This window comes from Erythrobacter westpacificensis (assembly GCF_039542285.1).
Lineage (GTDB): Bacteria > Pseudomonadota > Alphaproteobacteria > Sphingomonadales > Sphingomonadaceae > Alteraurantiacibacter > Alteraurantiacibacter westpacificensis.
Window position 1 is genome coordinate 252549 of the sequence record NZ_BAABHV010000010.1, and the last position, 14680, is coordinate 267228.

General features: G+C 64.5%; 17 protein-coding genes. 11 read left to right on the forward strand and 6 right to left on the reverse strand.

The features are described from left to right. Positions 1 to 73 precede the first annotated feature (73 nt). The 8 genes from ABFX23_RS09125 to ABFX23_RS09160 all read left to right on the forward strand — a co-directional run bounded on the left by ABFX23_RS09125 (position 74) and on the right by ABFX23_RS09160 (position 6451). Positions 74 to 928 (forward strand): NAD(P)-dependent oxidoreductase, encoded by an 855-nt coding sequence (locus ABFX23_RS09125; protein WP_346032786.1) that lies wholly within the window; start codon positions 74 to 76, stop codon positions 926 to 928. A 2-nt stretch (positions 929 to 930) separates the two neighbouring features. After that, positions 931 to 1956 carry an amidohydrolase family protein gene (locus ABFX23_RS09130; RefSeq protein WP_346032787.1) on the forward strand — a complete coding sequence of 342 codons (1026 nt, stop codon included), beginning with the start codon at positions 931 to 933 and terminating at the stop codon, positions 1954 to 1956. After that, complete coding sequence (locus ABFX23_RS09135; protein WP_305957932.1) at positions 1953 to 2261, forward strand: DUF2218 domain-containing protein; 309 nt, start codon at positions 1953 to 1955, stop codon at positions 2259 to 2261. The genes ABFX23_RS09130 and ABFX23_RS09135 overlap by 4 nt, the downstream gene beginning before the upstream one ends. Before the next feature lies 1 nt (position 2262). Beyond that, positions 2263 to 2685, forward strand: coding sequence for a protocatechuate 4,5-dioxygenase subunit alpha (gene ligA / locus ABFX23_RS09140; protein WP_346032788.1), 423 nt, complete (start codon positions 2263 to 2265; stop codon positions 2683 to 2685). Next, the gene (locus ABFX23_RS09145) at positions 2685 to 3593 is read left to right on the forward strand and encodes a class III extradiol dioxygenase subunit beta (protein WP_346032789.1); all 909 of its coding nucleotides are present in this window, start codon (positions 2685 to 2687) and stop codon (positions 3591 to 3593) included. Before ligA ends, ABFX23_RS09145 begins: the two co-directional genes overlap by 1 nt. Before the next feature lie 89 nt (positions 3594 to 3682). Further along, positions 3683 to 4645, forward strand: a complete 963-nt coding sequence (locus ABFX23_RS09150) for a Gfo/Idh/MocA family oxidoreductase (protein WP_346032790.1) — start codon at positions 3683 to 3685, stop codon at positions 4643 to 4645. Further along, positions 4645 to 5646 carry an aldo/keto reductase gene (locus ABFX23_RS09155; protein ID WP_346032791.1) on the forward strand — a complete coding sequence of 334 codons (1002 nt, stop codon included), beginning with the start codon at positions 4645 to 4647 and terminating at the stop codon, positions 5644 to 5646. Before ABFX23_RS09150 ends, ABFX23_RS09155 begins: the two co-directional genes overlap by 1 nt. A 1-nt stretch (position 5647) precedes the next feature. Continuing rightward, positions 5648 to 6451: a CmcJ/NvfI family oxidoreductase gene (locus ABFX23_RS09160; protein ID WP_346032792.1), complete on the forward strand. Its 804-nt coding sequence runs from the start codon at positions 5648 to 5650 to the stop codon at positions 6449 to 6451. Positions 6452 to 6457: 6 nt separating this feature from the next. Here the strand turns inward: ABFX23_RS09160 and ABFX23_RS09165 are convergent, their stop codons facing one another. The 4 genes from ABFX23_RS09165 to ABFX23_RS09180 all read right to left on the reverse strand — a co-directional run bounded on the left by ABFX23_RS09165 (position 6458) and on the right by ABFX23_RS09180 (position 9815). Further along, on the reverse strand, positions 6458 to 6838 hold the full coding sequence (locus ABFX23_RS09165) for a DUF4168 domain-containing protein (RefSeq protein ID WP_346032793.1): 381 nt from the start codon (positions 6836 to 6838) through the stop codon (positions 6458 to 6460). 221 nt (positions 6839 to 7059) lie between these two features. Then, positions 7060 to 7542 (reverse strand): YybH family protein, encoded by a 483-nt coding sequence (locus ABFX23_RS09170; RefSeq protein ID WP_346032794.1) that lies wholly within the window; start codon positions 7540 to 7542, stop codon positions 7060 to 7062. A 107-nt stretch (positions 7543 to 7649) separates the two neighbouring features. Further along, on the reverse strand, positions 7650 to 8489 hold the full coding sequence (locus ABFX23_RS09175) for a dienelactone hydrolase family protein (RefSeq protein ID WP_346032795.1): 840 nt from the start codon (positions 8487 to 8489) through the stop codon (positions 7650 to 7652). 381 nt (positions 8490 to 8870) lie between these two features. Beyond that, a complete protein-coding gene (locus ABFX23_RS09180; RefSeq protein ID WP_346032796.1) occupies positions 8871 to 9815 on the reverse strand; it encodes an SDR family NAD(P)-dependent oxidoreductase in 945 nt (314 codons plus the stop codon). Between the two features lie 85 nt (positions 9816 to 9900). Between ABFX23_RS09180 and ABFX23_RS09185 the strand changes: the two genes are divergently transcribed. Genes ABFX23_RS09185 through ABFX23_RS09195 form a run of 3 tightly spaced genes read left to right on the forward strand, consistent with a single transcriptional unit; the run spans position 9901 to position 12306 of the window. Continuing rightward, on the forward strand, positions 9901 to 10629 hold the full coding sequence (locus tag ABFX23_RS09185) for a nuclear transport factor 2 family protein (protein ID WP_346032797.1): 729 nt from the start codon (positions 9901 to 9903) through the stop codon (positions 10627 to 10629). Beyond that, positions 10626 to 11156, forward strand: a complete 531-nt coding sequence (locus ABFX23_RS09190) for a nuclear transport factor 2 family protein (protein WP_346032798.1) — start codon at positions 10626 to 10628, stop codon at positions 11154 to 11156. Before ABFX23_RS09185 ends, ABFX23_RS09190 begins: the two co-directional genes overlap by 4 nt. 13 nt (positions 11157 to 11169) lie before the next feature. Then, on the forward strand, positions 11170 to 12306 hold the full coding sequence (locus tag ABFX23_RS09195; protein ID WP_346032799.1) for an amidohydrolase family protein: 1137 nt from the start codon (positions 11170 to 11172) through the stop codon (positions 12304 to 12306). A gap of 7 nt (positions 12307 to 12313) precedes the next feature. Here ABFX23_RS09195 and ABFX23_RS09200 read toward each other — a convergent pair whose 3' ends face one another. Next, positions 12314 to 13093 carry a response regulator transcription factor gene (locus tag ABFX23_RS09200; protein ID WP_346032800.1) on the reverse strand — a complete coding sequence of 260 codons (780 nt, stop codon included), beginning with the start codon at positions 13091 to 13093 and terminating at the stop codon, positions 12314 to 12316. Between the two features lie 343 nt (positions 13094 to 13436). Then, positions 13437 to 14555 carry a 5-methyltetrahydropteroyltriglutamate--homocysteine S-methyltransferase gene (locus tag ABFX23_RS09205; protein WP_346032801.1) on the reverse strand — a complete coding sequence of 373 codons (1119 nt, stop codon included), beginning with the start codon at positions 14553 to 14555 and terminating at the stop codon, positions 13437 to 13439. Positions 14556 to 14680 lie beyond the last annotated feature (125 nt).

Genomic DNA, 14680 nt, shown 5'->3' on the forward strand with positions numbered 1-14680 from the left:
ACTTGTATGCAACACTTACAATTGATAGGAGGCCGCGTCGAGAGCGATGTCTGCGCAAGATTCGGAAACCAAAATGCCTAAAGTGGCACTGATCGGCTTCGGCGAGGCCGGAGAAACATTTGCTCGCGCTGCGAAATGGGAAGGCGCGAAAGGCTGGGACATCCTGCCCGAACGCCGCGTGGCCATGACGAAGTCGGGCCTGACGCTGGGCGAGGACTGCGGGGAGGTGCTGGCCACCGCCGACGTTATCCTCTCGCTCGTTACGGCAGACCAGGCGCTGGACGCGGCCCGCGAATACGCGCCCTACCTGCCGCAGGAAGCCATGTGGCTGGACATGAATTCGGTCGCCCCGCAAACCAAGGCGATGGCTGCCGAGGCGATCGAGGCGGTGAACGTGCGCTATGTCGACGTGGCCATCATGGCACCTGTCGACGTCGGCCTTTCCGTGCCCCTGCTGGTGGCTGGCAACAAGGCGGACGACGCGGTGGAGAAGCTGACGGCGCTCGGTTTCACCGACGTTCGCGCCGTGGGCAGCACCGTGGGCCGCGCCAGCGCGATCAAGCTGTGCCGCTCCATCATGGTGAAAGGCGTCGAGGCGCTGACCGCCGAGATGGTGCTCGCCTCCTCGCAGGCGGGCGTGCTGGACGAAGTGCTCTCCTCGCTCGATGCCAGCATGAAGGAACAGAGCTGGGCAGAGCGCGCCGACTACAACCTCGACCGGATGCTGAAGCACGGCGGCAGGCGCGCTGCCGAGATGTACGAGGCGGCCGAAATGCTGCGCGCCATGGGCACCTCTGCCGCGATGAGCGACCAGACCGTTGCCTGGCACGCGCAACTCGGCGGGCTCGACATGACGGAGCCACCCGAGACACTTTCTGCTAAACTGGATGCGATCCGGGCGACTCCGGACTTCAAGGGAGAAAACTGACGATGAGCCTGATCATCGATTGTCACGGCCACTACACTGTCCTGCCCAAGGGCCACGATGCCTGGCGCGAGGAGCAGAAGGCGGCGTACAAGGACGGCACCCAGCCGCCGCCCTACCCGGAAATCTCGGACGACGAGATTCGCCAGACGATCGAGGAAAACCAGCTTCGCTTGATCAAGGAGCGCGGGGCGGACTTCACCATCTTCTCCCCGCGCGCATCGGCCATGGCCCCGCACGTGGGCGACCAGGCCGTGGCGAGTGAGTGGGCGAAGCGCTGCAACGACCTGATCTACCGCGTCACCCAGCTCTTCCCCGATACCTTCATCGGCGGCTGCATGCTGCCGCAGAGCCCGAAGTCCGACATGAGCGAGAGCGTGCGCGAACTGCGCCGCTGCGTTGAGGAACTGAACTTCGTGGTCTGCAACCTGAACCCCGATCCCGGCGGCGGCTATTTCCAGCACCCGCCGCTGACGGACGAGTACTGGTTCCCGATCTACGAGGCCATGTGCGAGCTGGACGTGCCCGCGATGATCCACGTGTCGGGCAGCTGCAACCCCTCGATGCACGCGACGGGCGGCTATTATCTCGCCGCCGATACCGTCGCCTTCATGCAGCTGCTGCAGGGCGACCTGTTCAGCCGCTTCCCGGACCTGAAGCTGATCATTCCCCACGGCGGCGGCGCGGTGCCCTATCACTGGGGCCGCTATCGTGGCCTCGCCGACATGCTGAAGCAGCCGGATATCGAGCAGCACCTGATGAACAACGTGTTCTTCGACACCTGCGTCTACCACCAGCCGGGCATCAACCTGCTGGCCGACGTGATCAACAACAAGAACATCCTGTTCGGCAGCGAAATGGTGGGCGCGGTGCGCGGCATCGATCCGCAGACGGGCCATTATTTCGACGATACCAAGCGGTATATCGACGCGCTGGATATCTCCGCGGAAGAGAAGCACATGATCTTCGAGGGCAATGCCCGCCGCGTCTATGGCCGCCTGAACAAGGTGCTGGCGGAGCGCGGGCATTGAGCGCAACGGCAACCGGAATGGTGAAGTGCGAGAAGCCGGAGCGCTACATCCAGCAGCTCGTCAAGCACTGGGGCCACAAGATGGCCACCACCTACGACGAGGGCGATGGCATGGGCGTGTTCCCCTTCTCCGAACACACCAATGCCGTGATGACCGCGCACAAGGACGGGATCGGCATCACGCTGACCACGGCCGACCACGAGGAAAACGTGCGCATGCGCGGCGTGATCGAGGAACACATCGACCGCTTCGCATTCCGCGAGGCGCCGCTGGAATACGAATGGAAAGACGCTGAGGAAGCCTGACATGACCGAAAAGAAGAAAGAGCGGATCAACATCCACGAATACCTTGCCGAGATGGAGGACATTCCCGGCACCCGCGTGTTCACCGCGCAGCGTGCGCGCAAGGGATACCACCTCAACCAGTTCGCCATGAGCCTGATGAAGGCCGAGAACCGCGAACGCTTCCTCGCCGACGAGAAAGCCTATCTCGACGAGTGGGACATCTCGGAAGAGGCCAAGAAGGCCGTGATGGACCGCGATTACAACGCGATGATCGATCACGGCGGCAACATCTACTACCTCGCCAAGCTGTTCAGCACCGATAAGAAGAGCTTCCAGTTCGCCGCCGGATCGATGACCGGGATGAGCCAGGAAGACTATGCCAAGATGATGCTGGAAGGCGGCCGCTCGCCCGAAGGCCAACGTTCGATCAAGGGGAAATACTAATGGCCCGCGTAACCACAGGAATCACCTCCAGCCACATCCCCGCGCTGGGTGCGGCGGTTGAAACCGGCAAGTCGCAGGACGATTACTGGGGCCCGGTGTTCAAGGGCTACCAGGCCATCCGTGACTGGATCGCCAAGCCCGAGAACATGCCCGACGTCGTCGTGCTGGTCTACAACGACCACGCCTCCGCGTTCGACCAGAACATCATCCCCACTTTCGCCATCGGCTGCGCGGAAAAGTTCAAGCCCGCCGACGAAGGCTGGGGCCCGCGCCCGGTTCCCGACGTGGTAGGCCATCCCGATCTCGCCTGGCACATCGCGCAGAGCCTGATCCTCGACGATTTCGACATGTGCATCATGAACGAGATGGACGTGGATCACGGCTGCACCATCCCGCTCACCATGATGTTCGGCGAGCCGGAGCAGTGGCCGTGCAAGGTCATCCCGCTGCCCGTGAACGTCGTCACTTACCCGCCGCCCTCGGGCGCGCGCTGCTATGCGCTGGGCGATTCGATCCGCGCTGCGGTGGAAAGCTTCCCGGAAGACCTGAACGTGCACGTCTGGGGCACGGGCGGCATGAGCCACCAGTTGCAGGGGCCGCGCGCCGGTCTCATCAACAAGGAGTTCGATCTCGATTTCATCGACCAGCTGATCAACGATCCCGAGGCACTCTCCAAGAAGCCGCACATCGACTACCTGCGTGAAGCGGGCAGCGAAGGCATCGAGCTGGTGATGTGGCTGATCATGCGCGGCGCGCTGCCGGAAAAGGTACGCGACCTCTACAATTTCTACCACATCCCGGCCTCGAACACGGCGCTGGGTGCGCTGATCCTGCAGCCGGAGGAAACAGCGGGCGAACCGCTGGAGCCGCGCCGCGTGCTGAGCGGCGGCACCTTCGCCAAGGCCTGACAGACGAAGGGCGCCCGCGGAACATTCGCCGCGGGCGCCCTTTGATTATGTGAACCACTCGACATCAACTCTCGATAGGGAGACCCCCCATGAAAATCGCACTCGCCGGTGGCGGCGCATTCGGTGAAAAGCACCTCGACGGCCTGAAGAACATCGACGGCGTCGAAGTCGTCAGCCTCGTCGGCCGCACGCAGGACAAGACGCAGGAAATGGCCGACAAGTACGGCATCGGCCACGCCACCACCAATTACGAGGAAATGCTCGAGAACGACGAGATCGACGCTGTCATCCTCTGCACGCCCACCCAGATGCACGCCGACCAGGCGATCAAGGCGATGGACGCGGGCAAGCACGTCGAAGTCGAAATCCCGCTGGCCGATAGCTGGGCCGACGCCCAGGCCGTGGCAAAGAAGCAGGAAGAAACCGGCCTCGTGTGCATGGTAGGCCACACCCGCCGCTTCAATCCCAGCCACCAGTGGGTGAAGCAGCAGATCGACGCAGGCGACCTCGAAATCCTTTCGATGGACGTGGAGACCTACTTCTTCCGCCGCGAGAACAAGAACGCCAAGGGCGAGCCGCGCAGCTGGACCGACCACCTGCTGTGGCACCACTCCGCCCACACCATCGACATCTTCCAGTACATGACCGGCGCAAAGGTGGTGAAGGCCAACATCCTGCAGGGGCCCAAGCACCCCAAGCTGGGCATCGCCATGGACCAGTCGATCCAGATGAAGACCGACAAGGGCCAGATCCTCACCCTGTCGCTGTCGTTCAACAACGAGGGGCCTTTCGGCACCTTCTTCCGCTACATCGGCGACACCGGCACCTACCTCGCCCGCTACGACGACCTGTTCAACGGCAAGGACGAGCCCATCGACCTGTCCGGCGTGGACGTGCCCAGCAACAACGGCATCGAATTGCAGGACCGCGAATTCATCTCCGCGATCCGCGAAGGGCGCGAGCCGAACAGCTCGGTCCACGGCGTGCTCGATTGCTACCGCGTGATCGGCGAACTGGCCGCCAGCCTCGAAGAACAGGACGGCTGGTCCTGATGGCCCTCGCAAAGCGCGAACTCGCCGGGCGTAAGGTTCATCCAGTCGGCCTCGGCTGCATGAACCTCTCGTGGGCCTATGGCACCCCGCCCGAACACGATGTGAAGGTAAAGCTGCTCAACCAGGCGCTGGACCTTGGCTACGATCACCTCGACACCGCCAACATCTACGGCGGCGGCAAGAACGAGGAACTGCTGGCCGAGGCGGTGATGCACCGCCGCAGCGAATTCCTGCTGGCCAGCAAGTGCGGCATCGTGGTGGACGGCGCGAAGCGCGGCGTCTCCTGCGCGCCGGACAGCATCGAGGAGAACCTCGATGCGAGCCTCAAGCGGCTGAAGACCGACCATATCGACCTGTTCTACATGCACCGCTTCGATCCCAAGGTGCCGATTGCGGACAGCGTGGGCGCGATGGTCCGGGCGATGGAAGCGGGAAAGATCGGGGCCTACGGCGTCTCCGAATGGAATGCCGCGCACATCCGGGAGGCGCACGCCGTGCATCCCGTGGCCGCCGTGCAACCCGAATACTCGCTGTGGACCCGTAACGTGGAACTCGGCGTGCTCGACACCTGCAAGGAACTGGGCATCGCCCTTGTCGCCTTCAGCAGCACGGGCCGCGGCGCGTTCGGCGGCGTGCTGCGCGATCCCTCCACGCTGGAGGAGAAGGACCTGCGTACCAAGATGCCGCGCTTCAATGCCGAGAACTGGCCGAAGAACCTCAAGGTGATCGAGCAGCTCGAAGCATTGGCGAAAGAGGTCGGCGTCACGCCTGCTCAGCTCGCCAACCGCTGGGTGCTGGAACAGGGCGACAACTGCCACGTGATCCCCGGCACCACCTCCATCGCGCACATGGAAGAGAACTTCCATGCAGCGACCGTCGACATCCCGGCAGATGCCATCGCGAAGGCGGGCGAGATCGTGAATCATTCCACGGTCCACGGCCACCGCTATCACGACGCGATCCGCCCGACGATCGACACCGAGGAATTCGAGGACGCCTGACATGAACGGGATAAGGGCGCGGATCGGATATTGCGAACGCACCGGGAAGCGCCCTTATTTCTATGCCAACGCGCACGAGAAGGACTTCGTCCCGCTCGCGCCCGTCGAGGTGGACATCGCCGACGCGCGCGGGCGTGACTGTTCGCTCGATGTCGAGGGCTTCACGCTCGTCGAACACGAAACCGCGCTGGCCGACCTCACCGACCTTGCCGAGGTGAAGCGCGTCCACTCTGGCGAAATTGCCGAAATGCTCACCGGCCTCGTCGGGTGCGACCATGTGGCGATGGCACCCATGGGCATCCTGCGCTTCTCCGAAAAAGCGGGCGCGAATGCCGCGCACGACAATTCCCACCCCGCCCGCTTCGTTCACGTCGACATGGCGAAGGAAGCGGCTGCAAAGGCGCGCGCGCAGACTGCGCCCGTAGGCCGCACGATCGCACGCAGCGCGCAGTACAACGTGTGGCGCGTGCTCAGCCCGCCGCCGCAGGACGTGCCGCTGGGCCTGTGCGACTATACCTCGCTGGAGGCGGCGGACCTCATCGATTGCGATGCGATCTTCGATCCGCTGGACGGTTCGCCCGAATGGGGTTTCCCGAACTACCTGCTGGCGCACAACCCGGCGCACCGCTGGTTCCATTATTCGAACATGCATCCCGGCGAGGCGTTGGTGTTCAAGACCAGCGAGAGCGATCCGGAGCGTGCGCAACTGATGCCGCACGGCGCGTTCGACAACCCGCACGCGCCCGCAGACGCCGCCCCGCGCATTTCGCTGGAAATGCGCGGCACGGCGTACTGGTTTGGCTAGGCGCGGCTAGCTTTCGGCGCTCTGCCGCGCTTCCCCGATGGCGCGCTGCACCCGCGCGGCAAGCGCCGGGTCTTCCTGTGCGGCGGTGCCGATGGCCCTGTATATCGCGCGGTCCAGTCCGTTCGCGGCGATGATCGCCTCCGCTTCGGCCTGCACCGCATCCCGGTCCTGCGCGCCGTCTTGCCGCAGGGCACGAATCGCGAGGCCGGAGGCTACGAAGGCGTCGATCTCGTCGTCGGTGAATTCCTCCGTCGCCGTGTCCGGAGCGGGATCGGATGCGACCTGCTCCATGCCTGCCGGGTCGAGCGGGTCAGGATCGTCATGCGCGGATTGGCCTGCGAGTCCGAACAGCAATGCGCCGGATGCGAGAGTGGTAACGGTAATCATGTGCGTGGTCCTTCCCAACGTGGTCACGCCCCCGCCGCAACGCTGCGTCGGGGCCGTCGCCAGGGCAAGCGCGCCCGCGCCGGAACGCTGCGGGCGAAGGACCAGGGGCGTCTTGTGTTCGCCACTTGCGACGAACCGCTGTCACCGGGTGCCGGACATGGAAAGGCGCGCCGCAGCCTGTCGCCGCGACGCGCCTGTTTGCCGCACTGGCCCGCGCCGAATCACTCGGCGGCAGGTGCCTGCACTTCCTGCGCCACGTTGTAGGCGGAGCGGATCATCCAGCTGCCGCCGGGATCCTTGGTCCATACGGTCTGGCTGTTCATCGGCAGCGTCACCGGTTCGCCCGTTTCCGGGTCGCTGGTGGTGAACTGCACCTGGCTGGTGAGCACGGCGAGATCGTCGTTGGCGCTGGCCCAGCCGCCGGTCGGCTCTATGGTCAGGTCAAAGTTCGGGTCGTCGATAAGCGCTGCGTATTCCGCGCCGATCTCGGCCCCGCCGTGCAACACCGTGCCGTCCGGTCGCACCAGCACCGCATCGTCGGCATAGAGGCGCGCGATGCCCACCACGTCGTCGCTGGCGATGGACTGCAACTGCGATTGCTCGGTCTGCCGCACGGTGTCCACCACCGCCGCAGGGTCCGCCCCGCCGCCGCAGCCCGCCAGCGCGAGTGCGCCCATCGCCATTGCCAGAATTCGTCTTGCCATAGTCACTTAATCCCCTCGTCACCCCGCTTGCGGGGCCATCGAGGATCAGGACTAGGCAGGCAGCGCGAGGCTCACATTGATCTCGCGCAATACCTGATCGCCGGCGATCACAGCGTCTCGGAATACATTTCCAGCAGTTCGCTCCACGCGCGCTCGGCCTCGGCTTGGGCGTAGACGGGGCTGTCGAGGACGGTCCAGCCGTGGTCGCCGTCGTAGACTTCCACGTCGATATCGGCCTCGGCTTCTTCCGCAGCGGCACGCAGGGCAACCTTGGCGTCGGGGGCCTGGGCATCGTCGTCGCGCGCGATGGCGATGATCGCAGCGGCATCGTCGGCCATGTCATCGAGCAGGTTCACAGGCGCCATCGGCCCGTCACCCACCAATCCGCCGCCGTGGAAGCTGCCAGCGGCTTTCACGCGGCTGGGAACGGCAGCGGCGGTGAAGATCGTCCAGCTACCGGTCATGCAATAACCCTGGTTGCCGATGCCGCGAGAGCTGTCGACCGCGTCCTGCGCGTCCAGCCAGGCGACCACGGCGCGGGCGGTTTCCTGCACCGCTTCGGGCGTGTTCTTCTCGCGCCACGGGGTCACCTTGTTCCAGCCGTCGTTGTTGCGCCAGTCGTCGAAATCCTCGAACTGCTGGCCCGCAACGCTGCGGTAATAGGGATTGGCGACGAGCACGGCATAGCCCGCCTCAGCCAGTCGCCCGCCCATCTGCACCTTCGCAGGACGCAGCCCGGCAATGTCGGGCCACAGGATCACGGCAGGGTGCGAACCGCTGGCGGGATGGATGAACACGCCGTCGAAGGTGCCGCCGGGGGCTGCGAAGGTAACGGTGTTCTCCACCAGGGAGCCGCTCGCCTGCGCACTCGTATCCATCGGAGCACAGGCCGCGACCGCCCCCGCCCCTGCCAGCGCGCCGAACTGGCGGCGGTTGATGGTCGGCATATTGCTGGCTTGTTCCTGCGTGCACATAGCTGCGAATTCCTCTCGATTGTCCCCGTCTTGGTAGGAACGATAGCATTTTTACTGTGCCCCTCAATGGGGAGGCGCCAGGGTTGGGATCGTTTGTTTGCGAAGCCGCCTCCGCGGCTTCGTCCTCGGTGCTGTTCGCTCTGTCCTTCGGACTGCGCGGCACCTCCGGGCTGCGCGTTCGCGCGCTGTCGGTCGCTGGTCGCGATCGAACCTAGCGCGCTCTGGCAAGCGAAGCACGGGACACGGCCTGCGACTAGCGGGCCGCAAGGCCGAATGGCCGCCCGCAGCGGGCGAGCAGCGAAGCGGAGCGCGTCTAGCGAGGACGATTGCGCGGAGGCGCAATCGAAAAACAAATCACGTCAGATCGTCCATCGCCACTTTCAGCCCGGCCTCGGCGTCCTTGCCCGCCTTGCGGCGCAAGTTCTCGATATGAGCGCGGCCCGGCGGGCAGTCTTCCACCGGCAGGGCGGCGATCTGCTTGGCGAATTCCTCGGTCAGGTCCACGCCATGTTCGGGGTGGGTGAGGATCAGGCCGTCCTGCTGGCTCATCCCGCGCAGGATCTTCGCGCCCACTTCGTAAGGGTCCATGCCGTACTGCTCGAAAGCGCTGCCGAACTGCTCCAGTTCGCCTTCCTTCGGCGGCGCAAACCCCGCTTCGGCAAACTGCTCGGGCCGCTTGTGCGCGCTTGCCCAGGCGTTGGTGCGCGTCAGCGCGGGGCAGCACAGCGAACAGCCGATGCCGTGGGGCGCAAGGTTGTAGCGCAGGCTGTCCGTCAGCCCGCGCACGGCGAACTTGCTGGCGGTGTAGATGCCCGCCTGCGGCCCCGGCAGGAAAGCCGCCATGCTGGCAACGTTGACGACGTGGCGGCGACCGCGGGCAGCTTTCAGGTGCGGCATGAAGCTTTGCAACCCGTTCACCACGCCGCCGAAATTGACGCCCATGATCCAGTCGTAATCGTCGTAGCTGGCCTCGTCAGTCGGGCCGAACACGGAAACGCCCGCGTTGTTCACCAGCACGTGCACCTCACCGAAATGGTCGGCAACCTGCTGCGCAACTTTCGCGAAACCTTCGCGGTCGGTCACGTCCAGCTTGCAGAACAGCGGCGTCTCGTAACCCTTGTCGGCAAACCACTTTTCGGTCTGCGCCCGGTCGTCCTCGTTGCGGTAGGACAGCGCGAGGCGCATCCCCGCATCGGCAAAGGCCTGCGCCGTGCCGAGGCCGATGCCCGTCACCGCACCGGTGATGAAAGCCACGCGGCCCTGCCATTGCTCTTTGTAGTCCGCCGGATCGACGCGCATTTTTCTCTCCCTGCCCTAAACGGGCTTTTCATGATCGTATCATTCGTTAGTGTTGCATACAAAGAATGAGATGGGGAGAGTTCAAATGAGTGATACCGAAAGCCGGTTGGCAGCGTTGGAAAAGAGCGTCCACCGCCTGGAAGACGAGGCCGCGATCCAGCGCCTGCAGATGGCCTATGGCTACTATATCGATTACAACCGCCCGGAAGAAGTCGCGGGCCTGTTTGCCGACGATGGCGTGGTGGTGTTCCTATCGGGCGAGTACGTCGGCCCCGAAGGCGTGATGCGGCTTTACGGCACCTGGTTCCAGAACCTGTTCACCCGTGGCCGCCGCGGGCCGGTGCACGGCCTGCTGCTGGATCACTTCCAGCTCCAGCCGGTCATCACCGTGGCCGAGGATCGCAAGACCGCCAAGGGCCGGTTTCGCGGAATGCTGGCCGGTGGCTGGCATGACGAGGCGATGGACTGGAAGCCCGAAGGACCGCCGCAGCAGTTCTGGGAAGCAGGCATCTACGAGAACGACTACGTGCGCGAAGACGGCGTGTGGAAGATCAAGCGCCTCAATTACCTGATGCAGTGGCAGGGCGACTACGAGACCGGCTGGGCGAAGACCACCGCGCACCTCCAGCCCGCGACCCAGACCTATCCGGAAAACCCGCTCGGCCCCGATCGCATCCTGCCCGAGGAAGAATGGCGCACCACCTGGCCCAACCGCCACCCGGTGGAGATGAGCTTCGCCCACCCCGTGCTGGGAGAGGCGTTCAAGGTCGGCCACTTCACCGACATGATGGTGAAAGACGAGTACGGCAATTGACCTGGCGCACGGCGACAGTGCTGGCGGCGGGCCTCGCGCTCGCCGCCTGCGAGCAGGCCGGGACGGGGCCGCCCGACATGGACACGGGCGAAGAAGCGACGGCGATGGGTGATCCGATGGACACCTCGGACCGCGCCAGCCTTTCCGACCGCGAAGTGTCGGAGCGGTTCATCGAGGTGTTCTACAACCAGAACCGCCTGACCGACGGGTTCGAGGCGTGGGTGCATCCCGACTACATCCAGCACGATCCCAATTCGCCCACCGGGCGCGACCCGACCATCGAGGTGCTGGCCGCGCACATGCAGGCGAACCCCGAAATGACCCACGACGTGAAGCGGGTGATCTACGGCGACGAGGGCGAGGACGGAACGCTGGTGGCCGTGCACTACCACTTCAAGCGCGCGCCCGACGATCGTGGCAGCGCGGTGGTGGACATCTACCGCGTTCAGGACGGCTACCTGGTGGAACACTGGGACGTGATCCAGCCGGTGCCCGAAGAGGCGTTGAACGACAACACGATGTTCTGAGCAGGAGCGGGCGATGGCTTCGGGCAAACTGGAAGACGGCAGCGAGAAAGGCCTGAAGGGTCATTTCCGCGAGGACTTTTCCCACCGCACCCGCATCGGACTGGCTCCGCCTGCGGGCGAGATCGACCGCGAGGCGCCGTACAAGCGCATCGCCACGGAGGAAGCCTGGACTTTCCCGGCGCTCGTGAAGGCGCAGGTCGAATACCTCGAAAGCGGCGATGCACCGTACGACGATTCGCTGAAGATGGCGGGAATGTTTGCGAAGATGCCGAGCCTGCAGGACATGTTGCAGGATCTGGGAGACCTTCGTCTCTCGCACATGGACGAGTTCGGCATCGACCGGCAGCTCCTGCTGCTCACCGCGCCCGGCGTGCAGGTGGTGCGGCCCGGCGATGGCAATGCGCTGGCGCGCGAGGCGAACGACATTGCGGCCGAGGCCTGTCGCAACCACCCGGACCGCTTCAGCGCCTGCGCCGCCTTCGACCCGCGTGACGTGTCCGGCAGCGTCCGGGAAATCGAGCGCGCGATGGGCGAGTTGAAGCTCAATGGCGCGGTGCTCAATTCGCATTTCCAGGGGCACTACCTCGACGAGCAGGATTACTGGCCCATCCTCGAGGTGCTGGAGGCGACCGGGGCGGCGCTCTACATCCACCCCACCGCGCCCTACAACGCACCGCATTACGAGGATCGCGGCTTCTTCGGCGCGCTGGCGGGCTTTCCGCACGACGTCTGGCTGCACACGATGGGGCTGATCTTCTCCGGCGCGTTCGACCGCTTCCCAAAGCTGAAGCTGGTGATCGGCCACATGGGCGAATGCCTGCCGCTGCACCTCTATCGGTTCGACTGGATGCAGGGGAACGCCGACGGGCGCAGCCACCTGCGCGGCGGCAACCAGCCGAAGCTGAAGCACCCTGTAAGCCACTACTTCAGGAACAACATCTGGATCACCACCAGCGGCGTGGGCTGGGAACCGGCGATCAAGTTCTGCCAGCAGGTGCTGGGGCCGGACCGCGTGCTCTATGCGATGGACTACCCCTACCAGCAAAGCTCCGACGAGGTTGCCGCCTACGACCGGATGGACATGGACGCGCAGACCAAGAAGATGCTGATGGAAGACAACGCGCGCACCGTCTTCGGCATCACCGGCTGACCGGCGGCTAGAGTATGCCGTAGCGATATCCCTTCGCCACCGCCTCCGCCAGGGTCTGCGCCTGCAACTTGCCTCGCAGCGCCTTCAGGTGGAAATCGATGCTGGGGACCGAGAGGTTCAACCGATGGGCGATCTGGCTGCGCTGGAGACCCATCGCCAGCGCTCCCAGAACCTCGCGTTCGCGCGCCGTCAGGTTGTAGCCGAAGCCTTCTATCGTCGCTTCGAACTGGGGCCGCATCTTGTCGAGCAGGGCGAAGGAGGCGACCTGCAGTTCGTGGAATTTCTCCCGCGCCCGCTGGCCGCTGCCGTCCGTGCCTGCAAAGACGAAGCCGTAGAACCGTTCGCGATCCGAGCCCGGCGCCATCGGCGACTGCCCGATCAGGGCAACGCCGTCCTCGATCCCGTGGCGCGCGCATTCGATCTGCCCCTTCTCCGATCCGGGGTTGAAAGCGCGCAGTTCATCGAGCCAGGGCAGGCCGACATTGAACGCGATGGCCGGCTTGTCGGGACCAAGCTCCTTCGCCTTGAGCAGGGCGTAATCATCCGCCGAGAGTTCTGCGACGAATTCCTCAAGGAACGGCTCGGGCAGGCGCGAACCGCTGAATTCGTTCACTTGCCCCAGCCCGCTGGCCAGTTCGAACCCGCCGAAGTTGCAGTGCTCGATCCCCACCGCATCGAGATAGCGGTAGAACAGCCGCGAATAGCTGTCGCCCGATTCCGGCATCGCCTGACCGCTGGCAGCAGTCGCAAAAAGATCGGTAAGAAAGTCCGCCAGTTGTGGCGACATGCGGTGCCCCCGGGTGATGTATCTGACTGCCCTATAACTTGTCATAGGTTGCCCATCCAACAGCGTGTTTGCAAACTGCCGACCGAAATCGGGGGCAAGATTTCACGAGGCGACCCGTAGGCCGGAAGGTGGTGGCACACGCTGCGAAGCGTAGCCCCTGCCGTGTCCGGCCTTTGGAACTGGGGGCGGCGTCCAAGGCGTCGCCCCATTTTCGCCTTCGCGTCACGCTTTCGAACAGGGGGCGGGCGGCCTTCTTCCGATTGGGAGAGGCCGCCCGTTACGCAAGAAGGGCGACCCGCATGGGCCGCCCTTCCTGTCTTTTCCGAACGATCGATCGGGTCGATCAGCCCCAGACTTCCTCGGCCACTTCCACGCACAGGCGGATCTTGTCGGCCTGCTGCTGGGTGGTGATGTCGTTGCCGTGCACGGTGCTGGCAAAGCCGCACTGCGGGCTGAGGGCCAGCTGGTCCAGATCGGCATACTTCGCCGCCTCGTCGATCCGGCGCTTGATGTCGTCCTTGCTTTCCTGCTCGCCCAGCTTGGTGGAAACGAGGCCCAGCACCACGGTCTTGCCCTTGGGCAGGAACCGCAGCGGCGAGAAATCGCCCGAGCGGGCATCGTCGTATTCGAGGAAGAAGGCGTCGATCTCGCATTCGTTGAACATCACCTCGGCAACGGGATCGTAGCCGCCTTCCGCCGCCCAGCTGGAGCGGAAGTTGCCCCGGCACAGGTGCATGGTGCGCACCAGGTCATCGGGCGCGCCCGCGAAGCTGGCGTTGATCAGCTTCGCATAGTCGTGCGTGATCGAATCGGGGTCCATCCCGCGCGCCTTGGCATCGTCGCGGTGGCCGGTGTCACACAGGTAGGCGAGGTTGGTGTCGTCGAACTGGATGTAGCGGCAGCCGGCGTCCACCAGGTCGGCCACTTCTTCAGAGTAGGCCTTGGCCACGTCGTCGTAGAAGCCCTGCATGTCGGGATAGGCTTCTTCGGGGATGCCTGCGCGGCCTGCACGGAAGTGCAGCATGGTGGGGCTGGGAATGGCGACCTTGGCGACCGCGCCCGGCGCGTTCACGTGGCCGGCAAGGTATTCATAGTCCGCCCGCTGGATCGGCTTTTCGTGGCGCACCTTGCCGGTAATCACCATCTTGGGCGGCGCGAATTCCACGTCCACGCCCTTGTCGTTCTTGAACGCCTTGGTGATCCCGCCGGTTTCCTCGACGCCCGAAAGCTGGAGGAGGAAATCGGTGTGGAAGAAGAAGCGACGGTATTCGCCGTCGGTAATGGCCTTGAGGCCGAGGTCCTGCTGCCAGGTGACGAGGTCGGCAATCGCGGCGTCTTCCACCTCGCGCAGGTCGGCGGCGGTAATTTCGCCTTTCGCGTGGCGCTCGCGCGCCTCGATCACCGAGCGCGGGCGCAGGAACGAACCGACATGGTCGGCGCGGGAGGGTAGTTTGAAAGTCATCGGATAATCCTGTCTTGGCCAGTAGCAAGAAATGCAAAAGCCAGGGTCATGACGCGGGCTCGCGCTCGACTGACGGCGACTTTCATAGGCGCTGCGCCTGTGCAAGTGCAACATGGATTCTCTTC

Excerpts from the sequence above, each read along its gene's own strand:
- ABFX23_RS09180 (WP_346032796.1), bottom strand. The coding sequence starts at position 9,815 with ATGCGCGTCGATCCGGCGGACTACAAAGAGCAATGGCAGGGCCGCGTG.
- ligA (WP_346032788.1), top strand. The coding sequence starts at position 2,263 with ATGACCGAAAAGAAGAAAGAGCGGATCAACATCCACGAATACCTTGCC.
- ABFX23_RS09175 (WP_346032795.1), bottom strand. The coding sequence starts at position 8,489 with ATGCCGACCATCAACCGCCGCCAGTTCGGCGCGCTGGCAGGGGCGGGG.
- ABFX23_RS09165 (WP_346032793.1), bottom strand. The coding sequence starts at position 6,838 with ATGATTACCGTTACCACTCTCGCATCCGGCGCATTGCTGTTCGGACTC.
- ABFX23_RS09145 (WP_346032789.1), top strand. The coding sequence starts at position 2,685 with ATGGCCCGCGTAACCACAGGAATCACCTCCAGCCACATCCCCGCGCTG.
- ABFX23_RS09130 (WP_346032787.1), top strand. The coding sequence starts at position 931 with ATGAGCCTGATCATCGATTGTCACGGCCACTACACTGTCCTGCCCAAG.
- ABFX23_RS09150 (WP_346032790.1), top strand. The coding sequence starts at position 3,683 with ATGAAAATCGCACTCGCCGGTGGCGGCGCATTCGGTGAAAAGCACCTC.
- ABFX23_RS09185 (WP_346032797.1), top strand. The coding sequence starts at position 9,901 with ATGAGTGATACCGAAAGCCGGTTGGCAGCGTTGGAAAAGAGCGTCCAC.
- ABFX23_RS09155 (WP_346032791.1), top strand. The coding sequence starts at position 4,645 with ATGGCCCTCGCAAAGCGCGAACTCGCCGGGCGTAAGGTTCATCCAGTC.
- ABFX23_RS09200 (WP_346032800.1), bottom strand. The coding sequence starts at position 13,093 with ATGTCGCCACAACTGGCGGACTTTCTTACCGATCTTTTTGCGACTGCT.
- ABFX23_RS09160 (WP_346032792.1), top strand. The coding sequence starts at position 5,648 with ATGAACGGGATAAGGGCGCGGATCGGATATTGCGAACGCACCGGGAAG.
- ABFX23_RS09125 (WP_346032786.1), top strand. The coding sequence starts at position 74 with ATGCCTAAAGTGGCACTGATCGGCTTCGGCGAGGCCGGAGAAACATTT.
- ABFX23_RS09205 (WP_346032801.1), bottom strand. The coding sequence starts at position 14,555 with ATGACTTTCAAACTACCCTCCCGCGCCGACCATGTCGGTTCGTTCCTG.
- ABFX23_RS09170 (WP_346032794.1), bottom strand. The coding sequence starts at position 7,542 with ATGGCAAGACGAATTCTGGCAATGGCGATGGGCGCACTCGCGCTGGCG.
- ABFX23_RS09195 (WP_346032799.1), top strand. The coding sequence starts at position 11,170 with ATGGCTTCGGGCAAACTGGAAGACGGCAGCGAGAAAGGCCTGAAGGGT.